This is a genomic window from Photorhabdus sp. HUG-39 (genome assembly GCF_963878365.1).
Taxonomy (GTDB): Bacteria; Pseudomonadota; Gammaproteobacteria; order Enterobacterales; family Enterobacteriaceae; genus Photorhabdus; species Photorhabdus kayaii.
On record NZ_CAWNWY010000056.1, the window covers coordinates 1 to 18,153 of the forward strand.

Below are 18,153 nucleotides of genomic sequence, written 5' to 3' on the forward strand. Positions count from 1 at the left end.
GGGCAATAAGGGGAGCAGTAACTCCCATGCTTCATCAGGAAGGTCGTAACGAGCCATAACAGGTTTTTTCCGAAAGTCAGAGCCAGGGGATTATTCTATCTCAATCTATTGCGGGACACAGCCTAGTAGAGCGTGCAGAGAAATTCTTACCGGAAGTGGAAATTATTTTGGAATTAGGTCGTTATTTAGTTGCTTCATCTGGAATTTATGTGACTAAAATTGTTGAGCGCAAAATTTCCCACGGTATGACTTTTTTAGTTACAGACGGTGGAATGAATCACCATCTATCTGCATCATGCATCAGGAAATTTGGGGCAATTAATAAGAAGAAACTATCCTGCAATCATTGGTAATAAAATTAAAGGAGATAAACGTGAAATAGTGAATATAGTTGGTCCACTCTGTACTCCACTAGATATTCTTGTTCATCAAGGAGATATGTCAGTAACAACTCCAGGGGATTTAGTGGTAATTTTTCAATCTGGTGCTTATGGTTTAAGCGCAAGTCCAAATAATTTTCTAAGTCAAACAAATGCAGTAGAAGTATTAGTTTAATGGTACCAACACATTTTGTTGGTTATTTTACAAACGTTGTTTTTAGATTTATTATGTGATTTTTTTGGGGGGAAACCCCCAAATTATATATTGGATATATTCCGTGATACTTTTCAATATATACACCAATGAGTTTTCCATGGATTTCTATTGAGCGTGAATAACAAATTGTCCTTCTTGCCAATCTCTTGATATGTGTTCGTAGAGTGAAATTATGCCGCTCTATGCATAGGTGAAAATTAGTCTCACAAAATGGCTTTTCTGGAACTAATTTCTTTGGCATAACTCCCCATCCCAAAGGTTGATTGAAAGTTGAAAGAGAAACAACAGTACAATCAATAACGTAATCAACAACACCATCATCATGTCCCCGTAAAAACGGGGAGCAAATTGTAACAAATGGTGATAGTTCTGTATTTAGCGGTTTATCCCCGTCACGCATCGCGTAATTTAAGCGTCATCAGCCCTGCCTGTAAGGCCCCCACCGGATCAAAATCAAGCCAGATTAAATCACCGCAATCAGGAATAAAAAGAGAAACCATCAGAGTAATTCCTTACCAACTGGTGAGCCAAAATTTACCTTTTCGTGAACATTTTCTGGTGTGATACCGGCTAACAGTGCATCAAGAGAATATTCTTTCGCTTTTACAGGAATAATGATAATGCGACCATTTTCGACTGCAATATCAACTGTATCATCAACGTTCAAGGATGTTGCTTTCATGATAGCTACAGGAAGTCGTACAGACGGACTATTACCCCATTTTTTTATTACTGAATAAGTCATTAATGCACCTCGATAATAATGATGATGTATACCCGTTATCTTTCAAGTTGCCTCTTTGTTGGCTGCACTCACTCACCCCGGTCACATAGTTACCTATGCTCCCGGGGATTCGCTCCCTTGCCGTCGCGATGCATCTTGAAATCCATAGGGTATATATCCATTTGTATATACGCCAATGAGAAAACAGTTGCGTGTCAACTTTATTGATACAATTATTTTTGTGTTCAAATTTTTTTATGAAATCTTAACCGAATGCCATTGTTCGGTTTAGAGCCTCTTGATGATGCTCACTATCTACATAGACTTATGCGCATGTTTTATGCGCATAGATGAGGTGTCTGATGAAAATACAAAGGGATTTAACTTTAATCTGTTTTTTTAGGCGTTAACCCAAATAAAGGGTTATCAATAACAGGGATAACAGCAATATCGAATTTGTCTGGCTCCGGCAAAGAATCAATATCCATTAATGCGGCAAATCGTGACATTGCTAAATAAGCTTCTTCAATATCATCGGCGTAAGTCACCCTCCCCAATTCATATTTATCCAGTATCACAAATCGGCGATTACGCGTGTTAAACAGCACATAACCGACCACATCTGGATCATTTTCAATTAACCCCAACGTCTCAAGTTCTTTCTGAAATTTTCTTAGTCGCTTTTTCTTCATTACAAATTTCCGTTAGTTATCCTGAGCCATTCTCTTACGTAAAAAAATTCGATAAGCCGTTGACCTTAATACCGAAAAAAGCGCTGTCAAATCACCGAGCGAATACTGCCCGGTATCGATATGCCCGAACCGCAGATTTATCATCGGCCTGAAAATTGTGGTCAAGGTGGCAGCGAATTGCTCTTTCCCCGTAAAAACGGGGAACATTTCTACTTCAACTATCATCATGAAACCTGAATCTGGTTTATCCCCATCAAGTCAAGGAACTCTGACCCTTTATGTCAATGACCTTTCCGGATGACGGTTGATCCCCGTAGATTACGGGGATCAAATTGCAACAGATGGAGATAGTTCTGTATTTAGCGGTTTACCCCCGTAGAAACGGGGAACAAGTCCATCTCTGCCAGCTCAAACGCTAACTGTTCGGTTTATCCCCGTTAGTACAGGGAACACGCTTCCAAATCCAAAGCACAACAGTATCAGTTCGGTTCACCCCCGTGGACACAAGGAACACCAATGACTACCGACTATGTCACTGTTACTGTCCGGTTTATCCCCAGAGAGGTAGGGAACACCAAGGAAGCCAATGATCAGTGTCATTCTCGTACGGTTTATCCCCGTGAGTACAATACAGGGAACTCATCCTTAGCTATATAACTATTTGGAGCACTGCTAGGTCCATCCCCGTAATTACAGGGAACATTTAGTGAACATAGTAAAGCATCACTCATGCCGCGGTTTATCCCCGTAAATACAGGGAACACTTAAATTCTCTCTTTGACGAGATTTATCGAGTTTGGTTTACCCCGGTAATGACCAGGAACACTCACTAACACGATATCCTACCACTAATTATAGCGGTTTATCCCATTAAACACAGGAAACATATTTTTCCCTGTGCAAATGTATACCAAAATTCGGGTTTATCCCCACAGAGGTGAGGAACACGGTAATTATTTTATCAATATTTCCGAGAGTAACGACCACGCCTTACTCTACAGGATGATATTAGTTAGCAATATCACTTTTTACCGTGCTTTTGAAACATAACACGAACGCCTAACAACAGCGAATTTGCTACCTTTAACATCAATATCTTCATACAACAAAGAATACTGCATTACGATCTTCAACAAAAATAAATTTAAATGACATCAATGCCATTATACTGTTCTAATTAACATCAATCCACATCCCATCGCTTTAGCGCGACCAAAGCCTTTTGCATACTGTTCCAAATATAGCTCACCGTTGGTAATCGTCAGAAGCCCTTGAAAATCAACACTGGAAAATTGTATTTTTTGCCCCTGCTTTTTTACACTTCGATGCTGAGTATAACCTTCAATATCCAGTAAATCGTCAAACTGAATACCCCACTGCTGCATACGACGATGATTTAACAGCCAATTACGGGCAGCATTCTCCATCATCACTCTTATTTTCCCCTGTTCCGTTTCACCTTGCTGTTTTGCCTTAAACTTAGCATGCATCAAAACATCATGACGCTGACGTTTTCCAGAAGGATCAGTAATACAGATTGTTGGGTTAACGCGTAATTTGAAAGCTAAACGCTGCCCTTCCTTCAATTGAGGATAAAATGCTTTCGTTTCCACCTCAAACAATGGTGACTGAGTTTGAGGTGAGGTTTTAGATAAAACATAGAATACAGGTAATCCCATTATTCCAATCTCTTCCCGAAATAGAAATTGCCGTTTTTCGTCTGCTGAAAACAATTTCCATAACAATTGATGAGAAGTATAAACGCCATTTTCACCCAATTTTGCTAATATATTTGCTGTTTGACTCGATTGCCGAAGCACAATTTTAGACAAATACATCAACACCCTCCTCGATAGAAAGTTGATACATAGTACGTTGCCGGAATTGCCAACGCCCTCGGTTAATCGGCTCATCCCAAGGATGGCTGATTAAGATATTTGAAGAGATAATTTCATCTTTATTTCCCTCCCAAAAATAAGTCACAATACCGTTTGCGCCTAGCCACAACTTATCTTCGCTATCAGAATGAATCAGCGGTGGAAAAGAGATATCCAATGCCATTTTTAATGCCGATGACGTAATGAGTTTAGGACTGAGAGGCAAAGCAAGCGGGCAAGATTTACGTCCAAGATGCAAGATAAATACAGGTTTAATTAAAGCATCCCGGAATTGTTCAAGCGTAAAACAAGCGTGTTCAGTTAATGTAATAGCAACGATCCAAATACCATCACAACGATAATCACGATTAGACAGGATGGTATTAAGTTTATCTGACCTTAATTCACTTTTACGGTTCTGATGAACCACATTATTATTGTGCGTCGGCACCTGTGTCGTATGATAATCACGCATTAAAGAGCCAGGAACTGTCTGCTTAATTGCAATTAACACACTTTTTTGTAATTTTGCTAATTCAGACTCATTATCTCGTCGAATACCTAACGCTGCTCCTAATAATCCCAAAATCGCAGAGCGACCAGGATACAATTCCGTTGGCCTCTCTCCCCCAACCGCAGGTTGTCCCCAACTTGCCATCGGGCCATATAATCGGAAGACTAAATATGCTTTCATTCTGCCCCCATTACTGTGCAACAAATTCAAGCAGCTCGGTCAAAGTTCCTTCCCCGGTGAATGTGTTGAATTTATAGCGGGCATCGGCACAAGTACCGTAAACCAGATCAATATTGCGCATTTGGCTTTCTAATGCATCAATTGCCGATGAGCCTTGGTCGCTGTCGTTAATGGGCTTTAAAAATGCAACAGATAAAGAACGAGGTTGTTGTTCGCCTTTCTCAGCGAGAGCAAAACTGGCATAAGCACGAGAAGCAAAACTATTTTGTTTACCCGTAGGCGATATTTTCACAGCGGCTTCTGTTAATGCTTTAATCGCTTTATTAGCAAGGGCTTCATCACCATCCAAATTTTTTATTAATTGCGTTTTATTAATGCAGATATAACTGTAAAACAGCGCGGCGGCAAACCCCAATTCCCCTATATGGGCCGACCCCGTATCTTCCTTACCATCATTTAAATCATCCACCGCTGTAAAATAATCATCTTCAATAACCACACTATGTACACTAATAGCATGAGCGACCTGACAGGCAGCCTCGACGTTAAATGCCGGACTCGAAGCTAACATCCGACCAAACAAAGCAATATCCACCGCGGTTTGCTTAGTTTTTAATAAATTAAGCTCTTCAGCCGTTGGTGCCCGGTTTTCTTCCGTCAGCACCGCAATCAACGACATGACAGATTGTTGCTCTTCCGGGCTGATATGTGCCAATTGTTCAATTTCTAAAGCATCTTTTTTCGTTTTTCCAAAAACACCAGCAATAGTCGTAGCCAATGCTCTAGCAGATTTTTCATTCACTCCAGCATTGATCAACGTTTCAAACACCTTGATACCAAGTCGCTTGGTGCGAATACCCATATTCTCTGATAGCACCTGTTCAAACAATTCAGAAGTACGCCAATGACGTTTTAAACTTTGAGAACTCACGCGTAAACGTTCAAAACCGCCCATTTTCGCTGTCTTAGGCCGGCCTAAATCATCACGATTCAGATTAGATGGCGCATAGGAAGTTAATAGGTGTAATTGAATAAACTGACTCATAATAATCATCCTAAACTCAATTAATAAAAATCCGATAAATCAACTGATTTACCACTAGCAGCACGGTAATAATCCATAACCCACCTCACTTTGATACGCCTATCCGCCTTACATGGCCGTAATTGTCCATATTCAGCAAACCACTCCTCAATATCCCGCGCTAAAGCCAAAACAGAAATATTGCCTTTGATTTGCTGCAAAACCCGACGTAATCGACGTAATAATTCATTCGGTGTTTTAGCATTTTGTAATTGTGAAAATCTTAATTCACTGACCACCGGTTTATTTCCTCCTCCTTTCTTACCCGCCGCTACCGCCAATTTGATATCACTGTTGTTTTTAACATAAACTAATGCCACCGCCATTGTGGCCCAATATTCCAATTTTGCCGGATTATCTGATAAGCTAATTTCATCAGGTAAGCTGAGCCATAAAGCCCGAAAGCCCTCAGTTAACATGGCCGTCTCAACACTTTCACAGCGCTTTAACTGGGCTCTATAAGTAGAAGGCGCTGGAATAATACCTTTCTCTTTTAGCTGTTTTGGTGACATAAACATACTTTGCCACCAATGCAATAATATGATTTCACTCTTACTGTCCATTACACCTCCTCTTTCCCGGAGTGAATATGATGATTAGTGATAAATGTTTTGATCTCTTTTAACGCTTTTTGTCCATATAACCCGATCATTAACTGCTGACGCGCTTTCATACGTTTCGCCATTGAACGTTCATTACCTAATTCAGATAAAGCAACATATTCATCAAATAAATCTCTACAGAGATAACGTAAGGTATTGAGCCAATGTTTGGCCTGTTCTGGTGTCAGAAACGGCATATCGGAATTTGCATTATTGATAAGTTGATGCACCACAGAAAAGAATAGGGATTCACTTTGTTGCCAAAAAGTCAGGTCAATAAAGGAAGTGTCTCCTTTCACATCAATGGGCTTTTCAAACCAAGCCGCTTTTATTTGATTCCGGCATAGCCAAATCATATTGATTGCCAATTTTTGCAGCTCTTTGATTTGATATAGAATCTTTTCCTGTTGTTCAAGTAAGACAAAAAACAACGGCACAGTGACAGAATACCAACAACGTGCTTTCATATTATCCATATCGTAGCCAAATACCCATAGACGAGGCATTGCCCTTCGGAGTTCAGCAAAATGACGACATAAAGAATAAAAATGACTCACAACCGGCGCACAACGCTGTCCTCTCTCATGGCTGGTAAATACTAAAGCATCCCAAATTTTATATGTCACCCCTCCCGGTTGGCCTTTAATAGATAAGGGTTGTGTTGGTTTTTTAGTATCCCATTTATAGGGCGTTAACGGATGGATCCAATTACCGGTATAATTGCCGCCATAGTTTTGTGTCCGATATTCAGAGACAGTGAACTCAGAATATTTACCTGAAATTTTGCAAATATTCTCACCCTTTTCCACTACAAGACGTATACGTCTCGGCATTGCCCAATACATATGTAAGGGATGTACATCCGTAGCATGAATTTCCGTCCCTTCATTAACACTCACTTTTGTTGGCGCTAACCAAGGAAAAACCTGAGCACTGGTTAAATCAGGTTCTGAATAATGCCATTCACTTCGATTAATAACGTTTAACCACAGTTTTTGCCATAATGTGGCATCCGTTTGTTGCGGCACCACTAACGTGGTTAATGGCCCCCCACCTCGTAATCCTACTCGATGTCCCACCCCTCCTGACGGTGCATTAATTTGTAAGGTAAACAGTGCCAAAGTCGCCATTTCAAGAGACATCACATCTCCGATGCCACGTTTAATGAAATGATCCGTATTCAGTCTTAAACCATTCGCTCCCGGTGCTTCAATTAACAATCCAGCTACAGTGGTTGATTTTACTGTTTGCAGCGGATCGAAATCCTGCATAAAAAGAGGCCCTATACCGGTAACATTAAAAGCATGTATCACTTTATTAAAAGTTTGTTGTAATACCTTCTTATCAGGTGATGTTTCATACAGAGCATGCCATTGATATTTATCTTCCGGCGCAAAAACGGTTTGTAATAAACCAATGGCAAATTGGCAAGCGGCTCCTTGAAAATCAGCTCGCGGTAAAGCAAAGTCCATAACATCATGATCACATATCGCATTAATGGGCAGTACTTTTTCACTGCCATCACGTAACCGAAAGGGCAACCACGGGTCCTGAACTAAGTTCATAACACCTCCTGCTTTTATCTTTCACAAAAACCTATTGTTGAAGAATAAGTAAAATTCGGATCTTGATCTGGCAACCAAGGTTGCAAATATCTAATTTGGTAATATTTCTGCTGCAATGCATTGAGAGCAGGTATTAATTCTGTTGGAATTGGGGCTAATTTATCCGCATACTTATTTCTGGATAATTTAATCGTACTCAGTGACACCGAAAATTCGACTGAATTTACCCAAGGTACAAGTTGTCCTGAATCACCTTTTTTCAGTAATAATACCTCAACGGTTTCAATATCACTGTAGCGAGCATTAATATCTGAATCATCCTCATACCAATTATCAGCACTTCGATCACAATAACCATATAATTGCCACTGTAACCAATAAGACTTAGCTTTAGCTGTCTGACTTCGCTCCTCATCAATTAATTCATTCTCTTGATGTTTTAACACTTCAAGCGTTTGCTCATAAGCATGACCATAAACCGCGTCAATTAATTGACGCGTTTCCGCAGGCATACGTATAGCACCCAGTTTTCTCAACACGCGCATGGTTAACCACAAACGTGCAGGCGAGCGATAAACATATTGTGTGTTACGAAAATTATGGCTTAGCCAATCTGATCCAGGTTGCTCCCTCCATTCAGGCGCATAGATACACAATATTGGTGCAGGGCGTGAATCTTTAATACCCCACCGATAAATACCATCACTATCGCGAGTATGGCGATGCAAACGCCCGGCTCGCTGAATGAGATCATCAATAGGACAAATATCTGAAATCATGACATCGGCATCAATATCTAAACTCTCCTGGAATATCTGTGTGGTAATTAATGCTTTGCCCCGCCGCAATTCACCATGACTATTTTTATCAAAAATAGCCAATACACGATCTTCAATCTCTTTTCGGTGTTGCAATATAAACTGGCTATGAAATAACAGACAACGCTCAGGTTCAGTAAGTAAACTTCGCAATGTCTGATAAGCCTCAATAGCATCATCTACTGTATTTCGTATCCAAACGACACATTGCCCTTGTACAATGGCGGCTAATACCTTTTCAACACAACTGCCAAAGCTATTTAAGAAATCAACTTTGACTTCCCGGCTAACATCTTTTCGGCTTGATAACGGTTGTTCAATAACGGGCAATGTGGCATTTAAACTTATTTGGGTTGCTAAAGGAAAATCGGTTTTTTGCAATAATTGAGAACTCAATCCGCCAACATTTAGCCAAATATCCGTTAAACGTTGACGCTGTTTAAAGGTCAATGTTGCTGTCAATAAAATAGCTGAACCACCCTGATAAAGATGCAGCGCTAATAAATTTTCCAGTAAATTAAACATAAACTCATCAGCCGGATGAACCTCATCAACGATTAATACTTTACGATTAAGCCCAAATAATCTTAATGATTGATAGCGCCTTGGTAATACAGCCAATAAAGCCTGATCAATCGCTCCGATTCCGGCAGGCGCTAACAACGCCTGCTTACGTGGGTCAGCTAACCATTGATTACACTGCGCTGAAGCAGCGACATCTGTTTTACCATCGTTTCTATCTGGATGACCTAACGCTAAAACGGGTTCACGAAATTGATTATTCACCCCCCACGTACCATGAGCTAAAACGATATTTGGTTTACCATCATCCTCTATCGAGAACATTTGCTGGTAATGTTTAGCAATCCGGCTAAATATTGCATTAGAAGACGCCATTGTAGGCAAACCGAAATAAAAACCATCAGCGGCTTTTGCCTGCATCAATCGGTGTGTAAGAGCAAGAGCCGCTTCTGTTTTACCCGCCCCAGTAACATCTTCTAAAATAAACAACTGAGGAGAATCATCTACAGGTATTGATTCGGCCCACTGTTGCAATGGTGTTGCAGCAAAACCGTAATATTTCTGAATGGAAATAAACGGTTTGATTACCGGCGTTCTACCTAAATTTATCGCCATAACCGCTTTTTTTGCCGTTGCTTGAGCATGTTTCCAATAATCTGTTAACGGCATAGGTTTAGATTGATACGTAAAATAATGGCTATCAGAACCAATCCAATCCGCCAATATTGCAATACCCGCAAACTGCCAACTCACTTGTTCTAATTGCCGTCGCCACTCTTTGGATTGTAATTTTTCAATGGGAAACTCAGGTTGAAATAATTCAACCAAATGATGTGCAAAGAGTATGGCAGCATTAAAATTGTGAGGTTCAGTAAAATGTTTAATCGCTTTATAGCCTGTTTTCTCAATTGGCCGGCCGTGATGCCCTAATACACAATCAATGAATACCATTAAGGTATCAAACATCTCTCGCTGTTCTCTTTGTTCAGCGCCTTCAATATTAACAAGTCTATTAAGTAACCCCGTTTTGATATTTTCCCAGAAATACAATCCTATACGATCATGACAAAAATAACGGCCATCATACTCTTTAGGGCAATCTGGTCGATGCAGACCTACTGCCAAACCGGGAAGTAATTTTTGAAAAGCAGATGAAAATTTACCAATATCGTGCAAAGCCAATATAAAAGAGACCATGCTTCGTAACTGCTGCGTAGATAACGCTAAAAAGTTAGCAAGATCTCTAGTTAGCGATCTTTCTAAAGAGAGTAACTGCATTCCTACCGCAGCAACATCTAAACAATGGTAAGGAAGTAGATGATAATCTGCACTATCAATCTCTAAGACTCGCTTCGCCTTACCCCAGTATTGAAAATAAATCGGCATTTCCATCTAAAATCCTTACTTAAAACATCTCTTTTACCTATTTTTAGAACATAATGCGAAAATTTAGATCAGAAAAATACTAGTTTCTGTTTTTTTAGGATAATTCTGTATAAAAACTCACTACCTAAACAGATGAATTTTTGGCCTACTTCTGAGCATAAACCAGAATTAAAGTGACATCGTAGTGCAAGGAGCTGTTTGACTGGGTAGCCAACCTATATTCATCTATCTGATAAATAAAGATAATTATATTTTAAGGTCTGTACCCGTTTTACCAAAGGTTCATTTACACTGATAACCCTGCGTATATGATGTCAGGCCAAGGTGAGATGAAAGTACTGATGGGTGTTTAGCGATGTCAATTACAATTATTCCACAAATCGCTTTTAATCCTTATCTGTATAAATTTAAGCTCTGATGCGACGGCATAACAAAAGAGCTAATTAATAGCTTATCTAAGATAACCTCGTAATTAACCCGGAAATTTTTTATGGTTATGTAGCTATTCAATAGCATGAATACAAAGACTATCGGTGTTTTCCTTTCCATTTTTCAAATTGCGAAGGTCGGAGGCCATACCTTGCCAACACACCTTCATGCAATCGCCGTAGCTCTTCAATAACCAATGCCTTTAACGTGTCACGCTCAGATTGACTTAATTCATCGGAAATTAATTTATCTATAACGTCAATTGAATCCATCTCTGGCGCAGCAACTACCCGATAAACGATCTGCTTAATCATATTTCGATATTGTAATCTTAACGGATCTGGTGTGGTGATTCCCTGCGTGACAGCCAAATATTCTCGGGCAGAACGTTCATAAGCCCACAAATAAAGATCCCGTAGTAATTCAACTCGGGTCATTTCATAAATACCAAGCATTGCACGGCTATATGCCTCTTCCGGTACATCGACAAAAGTTAACGGGCATAGATTTGAACGAATCAACGGCAAATTAGCGGCCAAGCGGGAAGTTCGCTTATTAACATCAGCAAAAGGCTGTAAATACGGCAAATGGACCATCATAAAAAAGGATTGCTCAAACGGATCTGATATAGCTCCTGCTTTCCCGAGCAACGAATCCAAAATTTCACTGATATGGGCCTCACCCGATAACGGTCTGAAAACACTCTTTCCTATTTCAACTTGATGTTGACGGATACGTCCTTCATAGACAGGATTAGATAATAAATTTTCAGATAATGTACTGTGTAAATTGAGAACGGTATATCGATTAAAATCAAGTTCCTCAATACCATCGACAAGTAATTCAATAGCGGCTTTATGGTTTAGGATCATTTGAGTTTCAATAGCGTTTTTTCCTACCGCAACTTTTCCATATTCAATCAACTTCACCGTATCCAATCGACTGTAAGTATTTCCTTCCAAATAACTTGAAGCCCACGATAAATCAATGAGCAAACGATCCAAGATAGATCTACCATAGGTTCCTGCTGGCTGTGAGATTTGTTTCGTATCTCCAATTCGCCAAAGCTGATTACGAATTGGAACCGACAGATAATAAGTGACATTCGGCTCATATGATTCCAGAAACTCTCGCTGATAACCGACAGGCGTCCTCGCTTTGATAGGTTGATCAATATAACGAAGAATATCCTTACTATCCTCAGACAGTGGAATATAGCTCGGGAAATTATCCGATCTATCCGCTACCGAATATGATGTTTCCTCCGTAACGATAACATAGCGGCGACTTCGACCTTCACCCAATATCTGTACTTTCTTATCTTCAACAAGTCGCCCCAACCAACGTTGAACGGTCCTTCTAGGAACGGAGGGATACTCCGCCAATAAATCCGAAACGGACATAGGTTGTGATGCAACACACAAGGTTTCATAAATATCGGTCATTAAACTCATAGCGAACAACAGCTCCCAGTAAGAATACTGGCGCGATTATGGCGCAATTCAGATAATCGCGCCACTTTCGTGCCACCAATATGGCGCTATTAATGTGGGCAATACATCTGGCTGTCGCATTAAACCTGTTTAGCTGAAAACAGGATAGATGATATGGGGTAGGATTACCCAACATCTATACCCGTCATCTTTCAAGTTGCCTCTTTGTTGGCTGCGCTCGCTCACCCCGGTCACATAGTTATCTATGCTCCCGGGGATTCGCTCCCTTGCCGCCGCGATCCATCTTGAAATCCATAGGATATATATCCAGCAAACTTTCAATAGCACCGCTACGTAAAAAACGTTGCGTCTTAGGTATGACATGTACTTTTTCACTTACAGGAAGAACCTCAATGCCCGCGCCTAAAAATACCGGAATCGTGGTTAAGAATATTTGTTGTAATTCACCAGCCTCAGCAAAATATGCAGCGGTTTTACCTCCCCCAACTAACCAGACATCTTTACCATTAGCCTCTTTCTTCGCTCTGGCAGCAATAGCTCTTACTGTTTCATTGGTTATGGTGATATTTAACCCTTCAGGCGTTGACAGCGCTCTATGAGAAAGAACAAAGGCGGGAACATTTTTGTATGGCCAATCATCCGGTGAATTTGTCATGATCCATTCGTATGTTTTTGTTCCCATAATCACAGCACCAATACCTCGATAAAAATCATCATAAGGTGTTGCATCATCCCCAAGCATAAACTCATACAACCAATCCAGTTCATTATTTTTATTAGCAATATAACCATCTATTGTCGCAGCGACGTAATAAATTAATTTCGGCATTATTACCTTCCTATTAAACACGATGTTAAAACGCTATACGCCCGGATTGATGATATACCCGTTATCTTTCAAGTTGTTGGCTGCACTCACCCACCCCGGTCACATTGTTATCTATGCTCCCGGGGATTCGCTCCCTTGCCGTCGCGATCCATCTTGAAATCCATAGGGTATAGTTAAAATATTTTCAAACTTCCGTCAAAGGATAATGCGTATTTTATAAGAAATTATACTTTATAAGATATATATTACCACACATATTCACTTCCGTTACTTCATATTTCCCCCAACACAATACATGAAAAAGTAAAACAAACAACTTACTGCCTGCAACAATTACGCCTATTGAGATAGGCTCTTAGCCAATAAAATAAGACCAGATACAAAAAGATAATATCTATTAGCACGTTAACACTTGATGATGAAACATAGCTCATGCATAAAAGCTAACTTTCATCATCTATAATATTGTTATAGAAGCGATATTCAGGAACTTTAGCTTCATTAATCGTGCCAATTCTTACTGGCAAATGACCATGCGAATGACATAATAATTTTATATAATTCCAATACTCCCTCTCTGTTTCTATATGCTCTATCAGTGGATCAAAAGCACTATCATAAAATTCAACATTTAATTCTCCATCATCATTACCTCCATTAATGTTTCTACTATTATTTTCTTGTTGATTAACACACCCTTTATTATCCTTTTCGTGATTCATATTTCCGCGATCTATAATTTCTAACATCTCCTTTATCATCTCTAAGCTATGGCAAGCTGTTTGTGGTGAATTGTAGAATAAACCATCATTAAAAATAGCTTCCATCAATTCATAAAACGCAAACGAGGTTGTTCCCTGTATATATTTGATATTTCTATTATCATATATACCAAAACATTTATCATTCAAAATATCCGTGTTATTATCATCATAGCCAATTAATATTTGTCTGTCACTAGCAATAACTGGAATATTTTTAATTTCATGGATATATTCACTGATACTGTAATGCTCTTTATCGCCTTTTCTATAACCCGATGCCATACAAACTGATTCAATATTAAAATATTTTGTTGGCGTATGTTCACGATTAAAATATTCAGACAGTTTTTCATTATCTTTCATATCTTTTCGCTGATATACCCGATGAACCGATGTGATTCTCTGAATACTGATCCAATCAAATATCGGTTCTTCTTGAGAAGGCTTTCTAATCTCTGCAATATAAGCAGCAATATCAATTTCCAACCAAGTGCTTAACATAGCCTGCCACGGTTCTATCGCGAGAAATATATTTGATATTGTCACTCCTTTTTCTATTAGGACCTTATTTCTGAAATATTTAAGGAAAAATAACGGATCATTTTTCCCTAACTGTTCCTGGACTGATAACATCGGTACAGCTATTGTCGTATCGTAATCTGAACGAAATCTCAGAATCGAATCAATACAAATAATTAAAATACCTTCCATCTTATCCCTCGTTCATTTAAGCTTTTAATATATTAACCACTGTAATGATCTTATATATAATCATCTATTATAGCTATATATCTGAATTTTGCTATTTTTGAACGTCAAATTTATTATTCCAACCGCCTACATTACATCAATATTAAAAGATAATTACATGATATATTAGGCACTCATCAATAACCCCAACATCATATTACCTTACCCCTAAATCTAAAATGATTTAAAATTTTCCCTTGTGAAAATATTTTTAATATTAAATTCAATTTGAAACTATTAAAAAAATAACAATTCAAATATTCTCAACACGTTAAACACGCGACTAACAGTAAAACTCAATAGAGGATGAACAAGAGATCAAATCAATTAGGCCATAAATAAGAATCAGTTTCTCCATTGATTTAACCTTAAAATTGCCTTGAAGTGCTACTCATATTCTATAGCACTATAAAGGAATGTTTAGTTTAAATTCTCGATCTCTGTTTAAGGCACTTATAATTTATCCCTGCCAATCACGATCAAAACTACAAATTAATTCATTAATTTGCTTTATAGTAAATAAAAATGCATTTGATCAGCCGCTTCGCATCCATTATTTATTGGTAACGGAAAGCAATTACCTGTAACATACAAAAATGATAATGATTTGCATTTACATTGATAGCATCGCATGAAAATGACCGTTAATGTTTCAGACACTCAACAGATCCAGTGCATGTACATCCACAATCATGATTGGCTATTTCGTTGGCTTAAGCATCGTCTTAACTGCGATGAAACTGCCGCAGACCTGACCCAAGATACTTTTGTTAAGTTACTTCGTTCACCTTTACCACAGCCACTCAATGAACCTCGTGCCTACATCGTCACCAATGAAGTTTGGTGTTCTGATGTTATCTTATTTGCATTTAATTATCTTAAATATCAATTCCTTAGATTATATTTCATACTGTATATTGTTCCAGTGTTTATTGACGTTTTCTTACTTTTACATCACACTGTGGGGTAACAAATATCTTGAGTTAGAGAGCCAAATGGATTGTGATACCCGTTATTGGCTTAGGCGTTTTGACCAAGTGAAAAAGGTAGCTCCCAGTGTGGCAGGAATGCTTTTGCAAATGTCACAGCAGGCTCTTAAATTTTGCCGAATCAGACGATTTGCTGTTTCTCATGTTTTGGAAGGGATTACAAAGCAGGATATAGGCGTAAAATTAAATAAGCGAAAAAAAGTTTTAACTGAAAAAGAATTATCTGATGTAGTTAGAGCGGTACATAGTGATTTTTTTATTCCTTATTATTCAGATCTTTTTTATTTATTAATTGTATTTGGTGCCAGAACTGTCGAAGTTCGTCGTTCTAAAATGAATGAGTGGGATTTGGAGCAAAGGTTATGGATTGTTCCTGAAATTAACAGTAAAACGAGAGAGAAAATAGTAAGACCTATCCCCGATGCTATGGTAACGAAGATACATAGATTAAAATCCCAAAATAAACATTCTGAATATTTATTAGGAAAATATAAAGAAAATACGACTGTTAGTTCAACTGGGAACAGAGTATGGGAAAGATTAAAACATAATGAAAAATGGGTTCTTCATGACTTTAGGCGTACATTTGCAACCATGCTAAGTGATGCGGGAATCGCTCCACACATTGTTGAATTGCTGTTAGGGCATACTTTAGGTGGTGTGCTAGCGGTTTATAACCGGAGCCAATACCTACCAGAGAAGCTAGATGCTTTAAACAAATGGTGCGAGCGACTGGATGTATTGGCGGGTAATTATGAGAATGTGGTTATATTAAAAGCAGCTCAATAATGGGAATTAATGAATTTCATTCTGTGCATGACCATTGTGATATATACGTAACAATTACTGCTTTCTTTTGTAATGATTTCTTTTGAGTAAAATACCCTCACAAAAACAATTAAACAGTGAGGGTAACATGACGATCCAATACAACACTCCTACACCAGAAGAACGCCGCTCTATCCTTTCAGAATACGGTGAACCCTACGATCGTCTTGTACGTGAAAAGGAGCGCCACCACATCACCTCTATTTCCAGAACGTCAGCTTGGAAATTGGAAAATGAAAGCCGCTTTCCTGCCCGTAAGCCACTAGGCCGCAATTCTTGTGCGTGGCTGCTCAGTGATCTATTGCACTGGGTACGTAACCCGCCCACTGTAGACAATGTAAATAACCCATATGGCCGTAAACCTGCTAACTAATAACATCATGGAAAAAATTACTGCCTTGATTGGCAGCGGTCAAACTCACTCTAAAAATAGTTTGATTTTGGGGAATAGGTGGTGTGATGGTAAATAGCTATAGAGATTCTTTGAGATTAAGCAATTATCAATTTGATAAACAACCCTCTTTAAGAGGGTTAGTTAACAATCACAGTTATTACTGGTTGGTTCAGATTTTAGGCTTTATTCCTAAAGTTAGGAGTTTTTCGCGGCAAGCATCTTTAACCCATGAACTGAAATTACCTTTATCAGCTATCTCTTCAATTTGCTCAAGCAGATCGTCTTCAAAGCGAATTGTTCGACGTGTGCTGTTATTTCGTTGCTGCTGATAACGACTGGCACGAGCCGGAAGAACGGGACAAGAACGGTAGGTTAAAAAAGAACGTCGGCAAGATAGCGGCAGAGAAAACCGCTAAAGCGATTAATGGCTGGGTAACGTTACCGCCAACGGCATTTAAAGCTGACTGGGATTTATCGCCAGCGTCACGGCATCGAGGCAGCAAAGCAGGCATTCAGCAACGGGTTATATCAGGTTGGAGAGAAAAAACTCATGGAAGCAGAAGCGGTGATTATCCACTAAGCAAAGCCCAAAAAGGCCAATAGCAATCTGGCACAAATGGCAGCCAGTCAGCGCGGAGCACTATTGGTTGAACGTTACGGTAATTTAGGTCTACATTCCCTGCACCATTTTAAATATCTATCTGTATTTAAAAGAAATAATAGGTGTATATACCCTATGGATTTCAAGATGCATCGCGGCGGCAAGGGAGCGAATCCCCGGGAGCATAGATAACGATGTGACCGGGGTGAGTGAGTGCAGCCAACAAAGAGGCAACTTGAAAGATGACGGGTATAGTTATTTTTTAGCTATACACTACTATACATTCTCTTCATTCATATAAAAAATGGGTGAACAGGAGATACAGTCAATGAATATCATATTAATTGCGGCAAACCCAGATGTAGCAAGGCGTTCAGTGAATTATGTAGAGGGTGCACAGCGAAGGAGGCGAAAAAGATTTTTAGGGCAGGGCAAGATCGTGAATATTTTGTTAAAAAAATCAGATTTGACCGACGGTAATAGTTATGATCTCATACTCTCTTTTTGAGAGCAAAAACCATGTGCTTTGATATTTTTACTGAACATTTCTCAGA

20 protein-coding genes and 2 pseudogenes are annotated in these 18,153 nt (G+C 39.1%); 8 read left to right on the forward strand and 14 right to left on the reverse strand.

The window, feature by feature from the left end:
• Positions 1-209 precede the first annotated feature (209 nt).
• Entirely contained in the window at positions 210-353 is a 144-nt protein-coding gene (locus tag AAC155_RS22760) for a hypothetical protein (protein WP_229015703.1), read from the forward strand.
• Positions 310-555 carry a hypothetical protein gene (locus tag AAC155_RS22765; protein WP_229015701.1) on the forward strand — a complete coding sequence of 82 codons (246 nt, stop codon included), beginning with the start codon at positions 310-312 and terminating at the stop codon, positions 553-555. Before AAC155_RS22760 ends, AAC155_RS22765 begins: the two co-directional genes overlap by 44 nt.
• Positions 556-661: 106 nt before the next feature.
• Here AAC155_RS22765 and AAC155_RS22770 read toward each other — a convergent pair.
• The 4 genes and pseudogenes from AAC155_RS22770 to AAC155_RS22785 form a co-directional block, all read right to left on the reverse strand.
• Positions 662-793, reverse strand: a pseudogene (locus AAC155_RS22770) (IS1 family transposase); the annotation flags it as partial.
• 303 nt (positions 794-1,096) lie between these two features.
• On the reverse strand, positions 1,097-1,342 hold the full coding sequence (locus AAC155_RS22775; protein WP_113044244.1) for an AbrB/MazE/SpoVT family DNA-binding domain-containing protein: 246 nt from the start codon (positions 1,340-1,342) through the stop codon (positions 1,097-1,099).
• Positions 1,343-1,707: 365 nt separating this feature from the next.
• Positions 1,708-2,013, reverse strand: a complete 306-nt coding sequence (locus tag AAC155_RS22780; RefSeq protein ID WP_113044245.1) for a hypothetical protein — start codon at positions 2,011-2,013, stop codon at positions 1,708-1,710.
• Between the two features lie 12 nt (positions 2,014-2,025).
• Complete coding sequence (locus AAC155_RS22785; protein WP_113044246.1) at positions 2,026-2,238, reverse strand: hypothetical protein; 213 nt, start codon at positions 2,236-2,238, stop codon at positions 2,026-2,028.
• A 291-nt stretch (positions 2,239-2,529) separates the two neighbouring features.
• Here AAC155_RS22785 and AAC155_RS22790 point away from each other — a divergent pair, with 291 nt between their 5' ends.
• A complete protein-coding gene (locus AAC155_RS22790; RefSeq protein WP_158536625.1) occupies positions 2,530-2,670 on the forward strand; it encodes a hypothetical protein in 141 nt (46 codons plus the stop codon).
• A gap of 506 nt (positions 2,671-3,176) precedes the next feature.
• On the opposite strand, the gene cas6e is transcribed toward AAC155_RS22790, so the two are convergent.
• The 9 genes from cas6e to AAC155_RS22835 form a co-directional block, all read right to left on the reverse strand.
• Positions 3,177-3,851, reverse strand: coding sequence for a type I-E CRISPR-associated protein Cas6/Cse3/CasE (gene cas6e, locus AAC155_RS22795; RefSeq protein WP_113044247.1), 675 nt, complete (start codon positions 3,849-3,851; stop codon positions 3,177-3,179).
• The gene (gene cas5e / locus AAC155_RS22800) at positions 3,838-4,584 is read right to left on the reverse strand and encodes a type I-E CRISPR-associated protein Cas5/CasD (RefSeq protein WP_113044248.1); all 747 of its coding nucleotides are present in this window, start codon (positions 4,582-4,584) and stop codon (positions 3,838-3,840) included. The genes cas6e and cas5e overlap by 14 nt, the downstream gene beginning before the upstream one ends.
• Positions 4,585-4,594: 10 nt before the next feature.
• Positions 4,595-5,629: a type I-E CRISPR-associated protein Cas7/Cse4/CasC gene (gene cas7e / locus AAC155_RS22805; protein WP_112895914.1), complete on the reverse strand. Its 1,035-nt coding sequence runs from the start codon at positions 5,627-5,629 to the stop codon at positions 4,595-4,597.
• Between the two features lie 20 nt (positions 5,630-5,649).
• A complete protein-coding gene (casB, locus tag AAC155_RS22810) occupies positions 5,650-6,231 on the reverse strand; it encodes a type I-E CRISPR-associated protein Cse2/CasB (RefSeq protein ID WP_113044249.1) in 582 nt (193 codons plus the stop codon).
• Positions 6,231-7,835 (reverse strand): type I-E CRISPR-associated protein Cse1/CasA, encoded by a 1,605-nt coding sequence (gene casA / locus AAC155_RS22815; protein ID WP_113044250.1) that lies wholly within the window; start codon positions 7,833-7,835, stop codon positions 6,231-6,233. Before casA ends, casB begins: the two co-directional genes overlap by 1 nt.
• Before the next feature lie 14 nt (positions 7,836-7,849).
• Positions 7,850-10,567: a CRISPR-associated helicase Cas3' gene (gene cas3 / locus AAC155_RS22820; protein WP_113044251.1), complete on the reverse strand. Its 2,718-nt coding sequence runs from the start codon at positions 10,565-10,567 to the stop codon at positions 7,850-7,852.
• A gap of 521 nt (positions 10,568-11,088) precedes the next feature.
• Positions 11,089-12,444, reverse strand: coding sequence for a Fic family protein (locus AAC155_RS22825; protein ID WP_113044252.1), 1,356 nt, complete (start codon positions 12,442-12,444; stop codon positions 11,089-11,091).
• A gap of 238 nt (positions 12,445-12,682) precedes the next feature.
• A complete protein-coding gene (locus tag AAC155_RS22830; RefSeq protein ID WP_113044253.1) occupies positions 12,683-13,273 on the reverse strand; it encodes a dihydrofolate reductase family protein in 591 nt (196 codons plus the stop codon).
• A 443-nt stretch (positions 13,274-13,716) separates the two neighbouring features.
• A complete protein-coding gene (locus AAC155_RS22835) occupies positions 13,717-14,748 on the reverse strand; it encodes a hypothetical protein (RefSeq protein WP_113044254.1) in 1,032 nt (343 codons plus the stop codon).
• Between the two features lie 676 nt (positions 14,749-15,424).
• Between AAC155_RS22835 and AAC155_RS22840 the strand changes: the two genes are divergently transcribed.
• The 3 genes from AAC155_RS22840 (at position 15,425) to AAC155_RS22850 (ending at position 16,977) form a co-directional block, all read left to right on the forward strand.
• On the forward strand, positions 15,425-15,757 hold the full coding sequence (locus tag AAC155_RS22840; protein WP_229015700.1) for a sigma factor: 333 nt from the start codon (positions 15,425-15,427) through the stop codon (positions 15,755-15,757).
• A 67-nt stretch (positions 15,758-15,824) separates the two neighbouring features.
• Positions 15,825-16,565, forward strand: coding sequence for a site-specific integrase (locus tag AAC155_RS22845; protein ID WP_229015699.1), 741 nt, complete (start codon positions 15,825-15,827; stop codon positions 16,563-16,565).
• 127 nt (positions 16,566-16,692) lie between these two features.
• The gene (locus AAC155_RS22850; protein WP_113044256.1) at positions 16,693-16,977 is read left to right on the forward strand and encodes a helix-turn-helix transcriptional regulator; all 285 of its coding nucleotides are present in this window, start codon (positions 16,693-16,695) and stop codon (positions 16,975-16,977) included.
• 190 nt (positions 16,978-17,167) lie between these two features.
• On the opposite strand, the gene AAC155_RS22855 is transcribed toward AAC155_RS22850, so the two are convergent.
• Complete coding sequence (locus AAC155_RS22855; protein WP_229015702.1) at positions 17,168-17,293, reverse strand: DUF3950 domain-containing protein; 126 nt, start codon at positions 17,291-17,293, stop codon at positions 17,168-17,170.
• A gap of 23 nt (positions 17,294-17,316) precedes the next feature.
• Here AAC155_RS22855 and AAC155_RS22860 point away from each other — a divergent pair.
• Positions 17,317-17,677: pseudogene (locus tag AAC155_RS22860) on the forward strand (DNA primase); the annotation flags it as partial.
• A 250-nt stretch (positions 17,678-17,927) separates the two neighbouring features.
• Positions 17,928-18,107, forward strand: coding sequence for a hypothetical protein (locus AAC155_RS22865; protein WP_113044257.1), 180 nt, complete (start codon positions 17,928-17,930; stop codon positions 18,105-18,107).
• The last annotated feature ends 46 nt before the right edge of the window (positions 18,108-18,153 follow it).

Bases quoted from the DNA above. Each gene is read 5' to 3' on its own strand.
- AAC155_RS22775 (WP_113044244.1), bottom strand. From the start codon at position 1,342: ATGACTTATTCAGTAATAAAAAAATGGGGTAATAGTCCGTCTGTACGA.
- AAC155_RS22780 (WP_113044245.1), bottom strand. From the start codon at position 2,013: ATGAAGAAAAAGCGACTAAGAAAATTTCAGAAAGAACTTGAGACGTTG.
- AAC155_RS22785 (WP_113044246.1), bottom strand. From the start codon at position 2,238: ATGATAGTTGAAGTAGAAATGTTCCCCGTTTTTACGGGGAAAGAGCAA.
- AAC155_RS22790 (WP_158536625.1), top strand. From the start codon at position 2,530: ATGACTACCGACTATGTCACTGTTACTGTCCGGTTTATCCCCAGAGAG.
- cas6e (WP_113044247.1), bottom strand. From the start codon at position 3,851: ATGTATTTGTCTAAAATTGTGCTTCGGCAATCGAGTCAAACAGCAAAT.
- cas5e (WP_113044248.1), bottom strand. From the start codon at position 4,584: ATGAAAGCATATTTAGTCTTCCGATTATATGGCCCGATGGCAAGTTGG.
- cas7e (WP_112895914.1), bottom strand. From the start codon at position 5,629: ATGAGTCAGTTTATTCAATTACACCTATTAACTTCCTATGCGCCATCT.
- casB (WP_113044249.1), bottom strand. From the start codon at position 6,231: ATGGACAGTAAGAGTGAAATCATATTATTGCATTGGTGGCAAAGTATG.
- casA (WP_113044250.1), bottom strand. From the start codon at position 7,835: ATGAACTTAGTTCAGGACCCGTGGTTGCCCTTTCGGTTACGTGATGGC.
- cas3 (WP_113044251.1), bottom strand. From the start codon at position 10,567: ATGGAAATGCCGATTTATTTTCAATACTGGGGTAAGGCGAAGCGAGTC.
- AAC155_RS22825 (WP_113044252.1), bottom strand. From the start codon at position 12,444: ATGAGTTTAATGACCGATATTTATGAAACCTTGTGTGTTGCATCACAA.
- AAC155_RS22830 (WP_113044253.1), bottom strand. From the start codon at position 13,273: ATGCCGAAATTAATTTATTACGTCGCTGCGACAATAGATGGTTATATT.
- AAC155_RS22835 (WP_113044254.1), bottom strand. From the start codon at position 14,748: ATGGAAGGTATTTTAATTATTTGTATTGATTCGATTCTGAGATTTCGT.
- AAC155_RS22840 (WP_229015700.1), top strand. From the start codon at position 15,425: ATGACCGTTAATGTTTCAGACACTCAACAGATCCAGTGCATGTACATC.
- AAC155_RS22850 (WP_113044256.1), top strand. From the start codon at position 16,693: ATGACGATCCAATACAACACTCCTACACCAGAAGAACGCCGCTCTATC.
- AAC155_RS22865 (WP_113044257.1), top strand. From the start codon at position 17,928: ATGAATATCATATTAATTGCGGCAAACCCAGATGTAGCAAGGCGTTCA.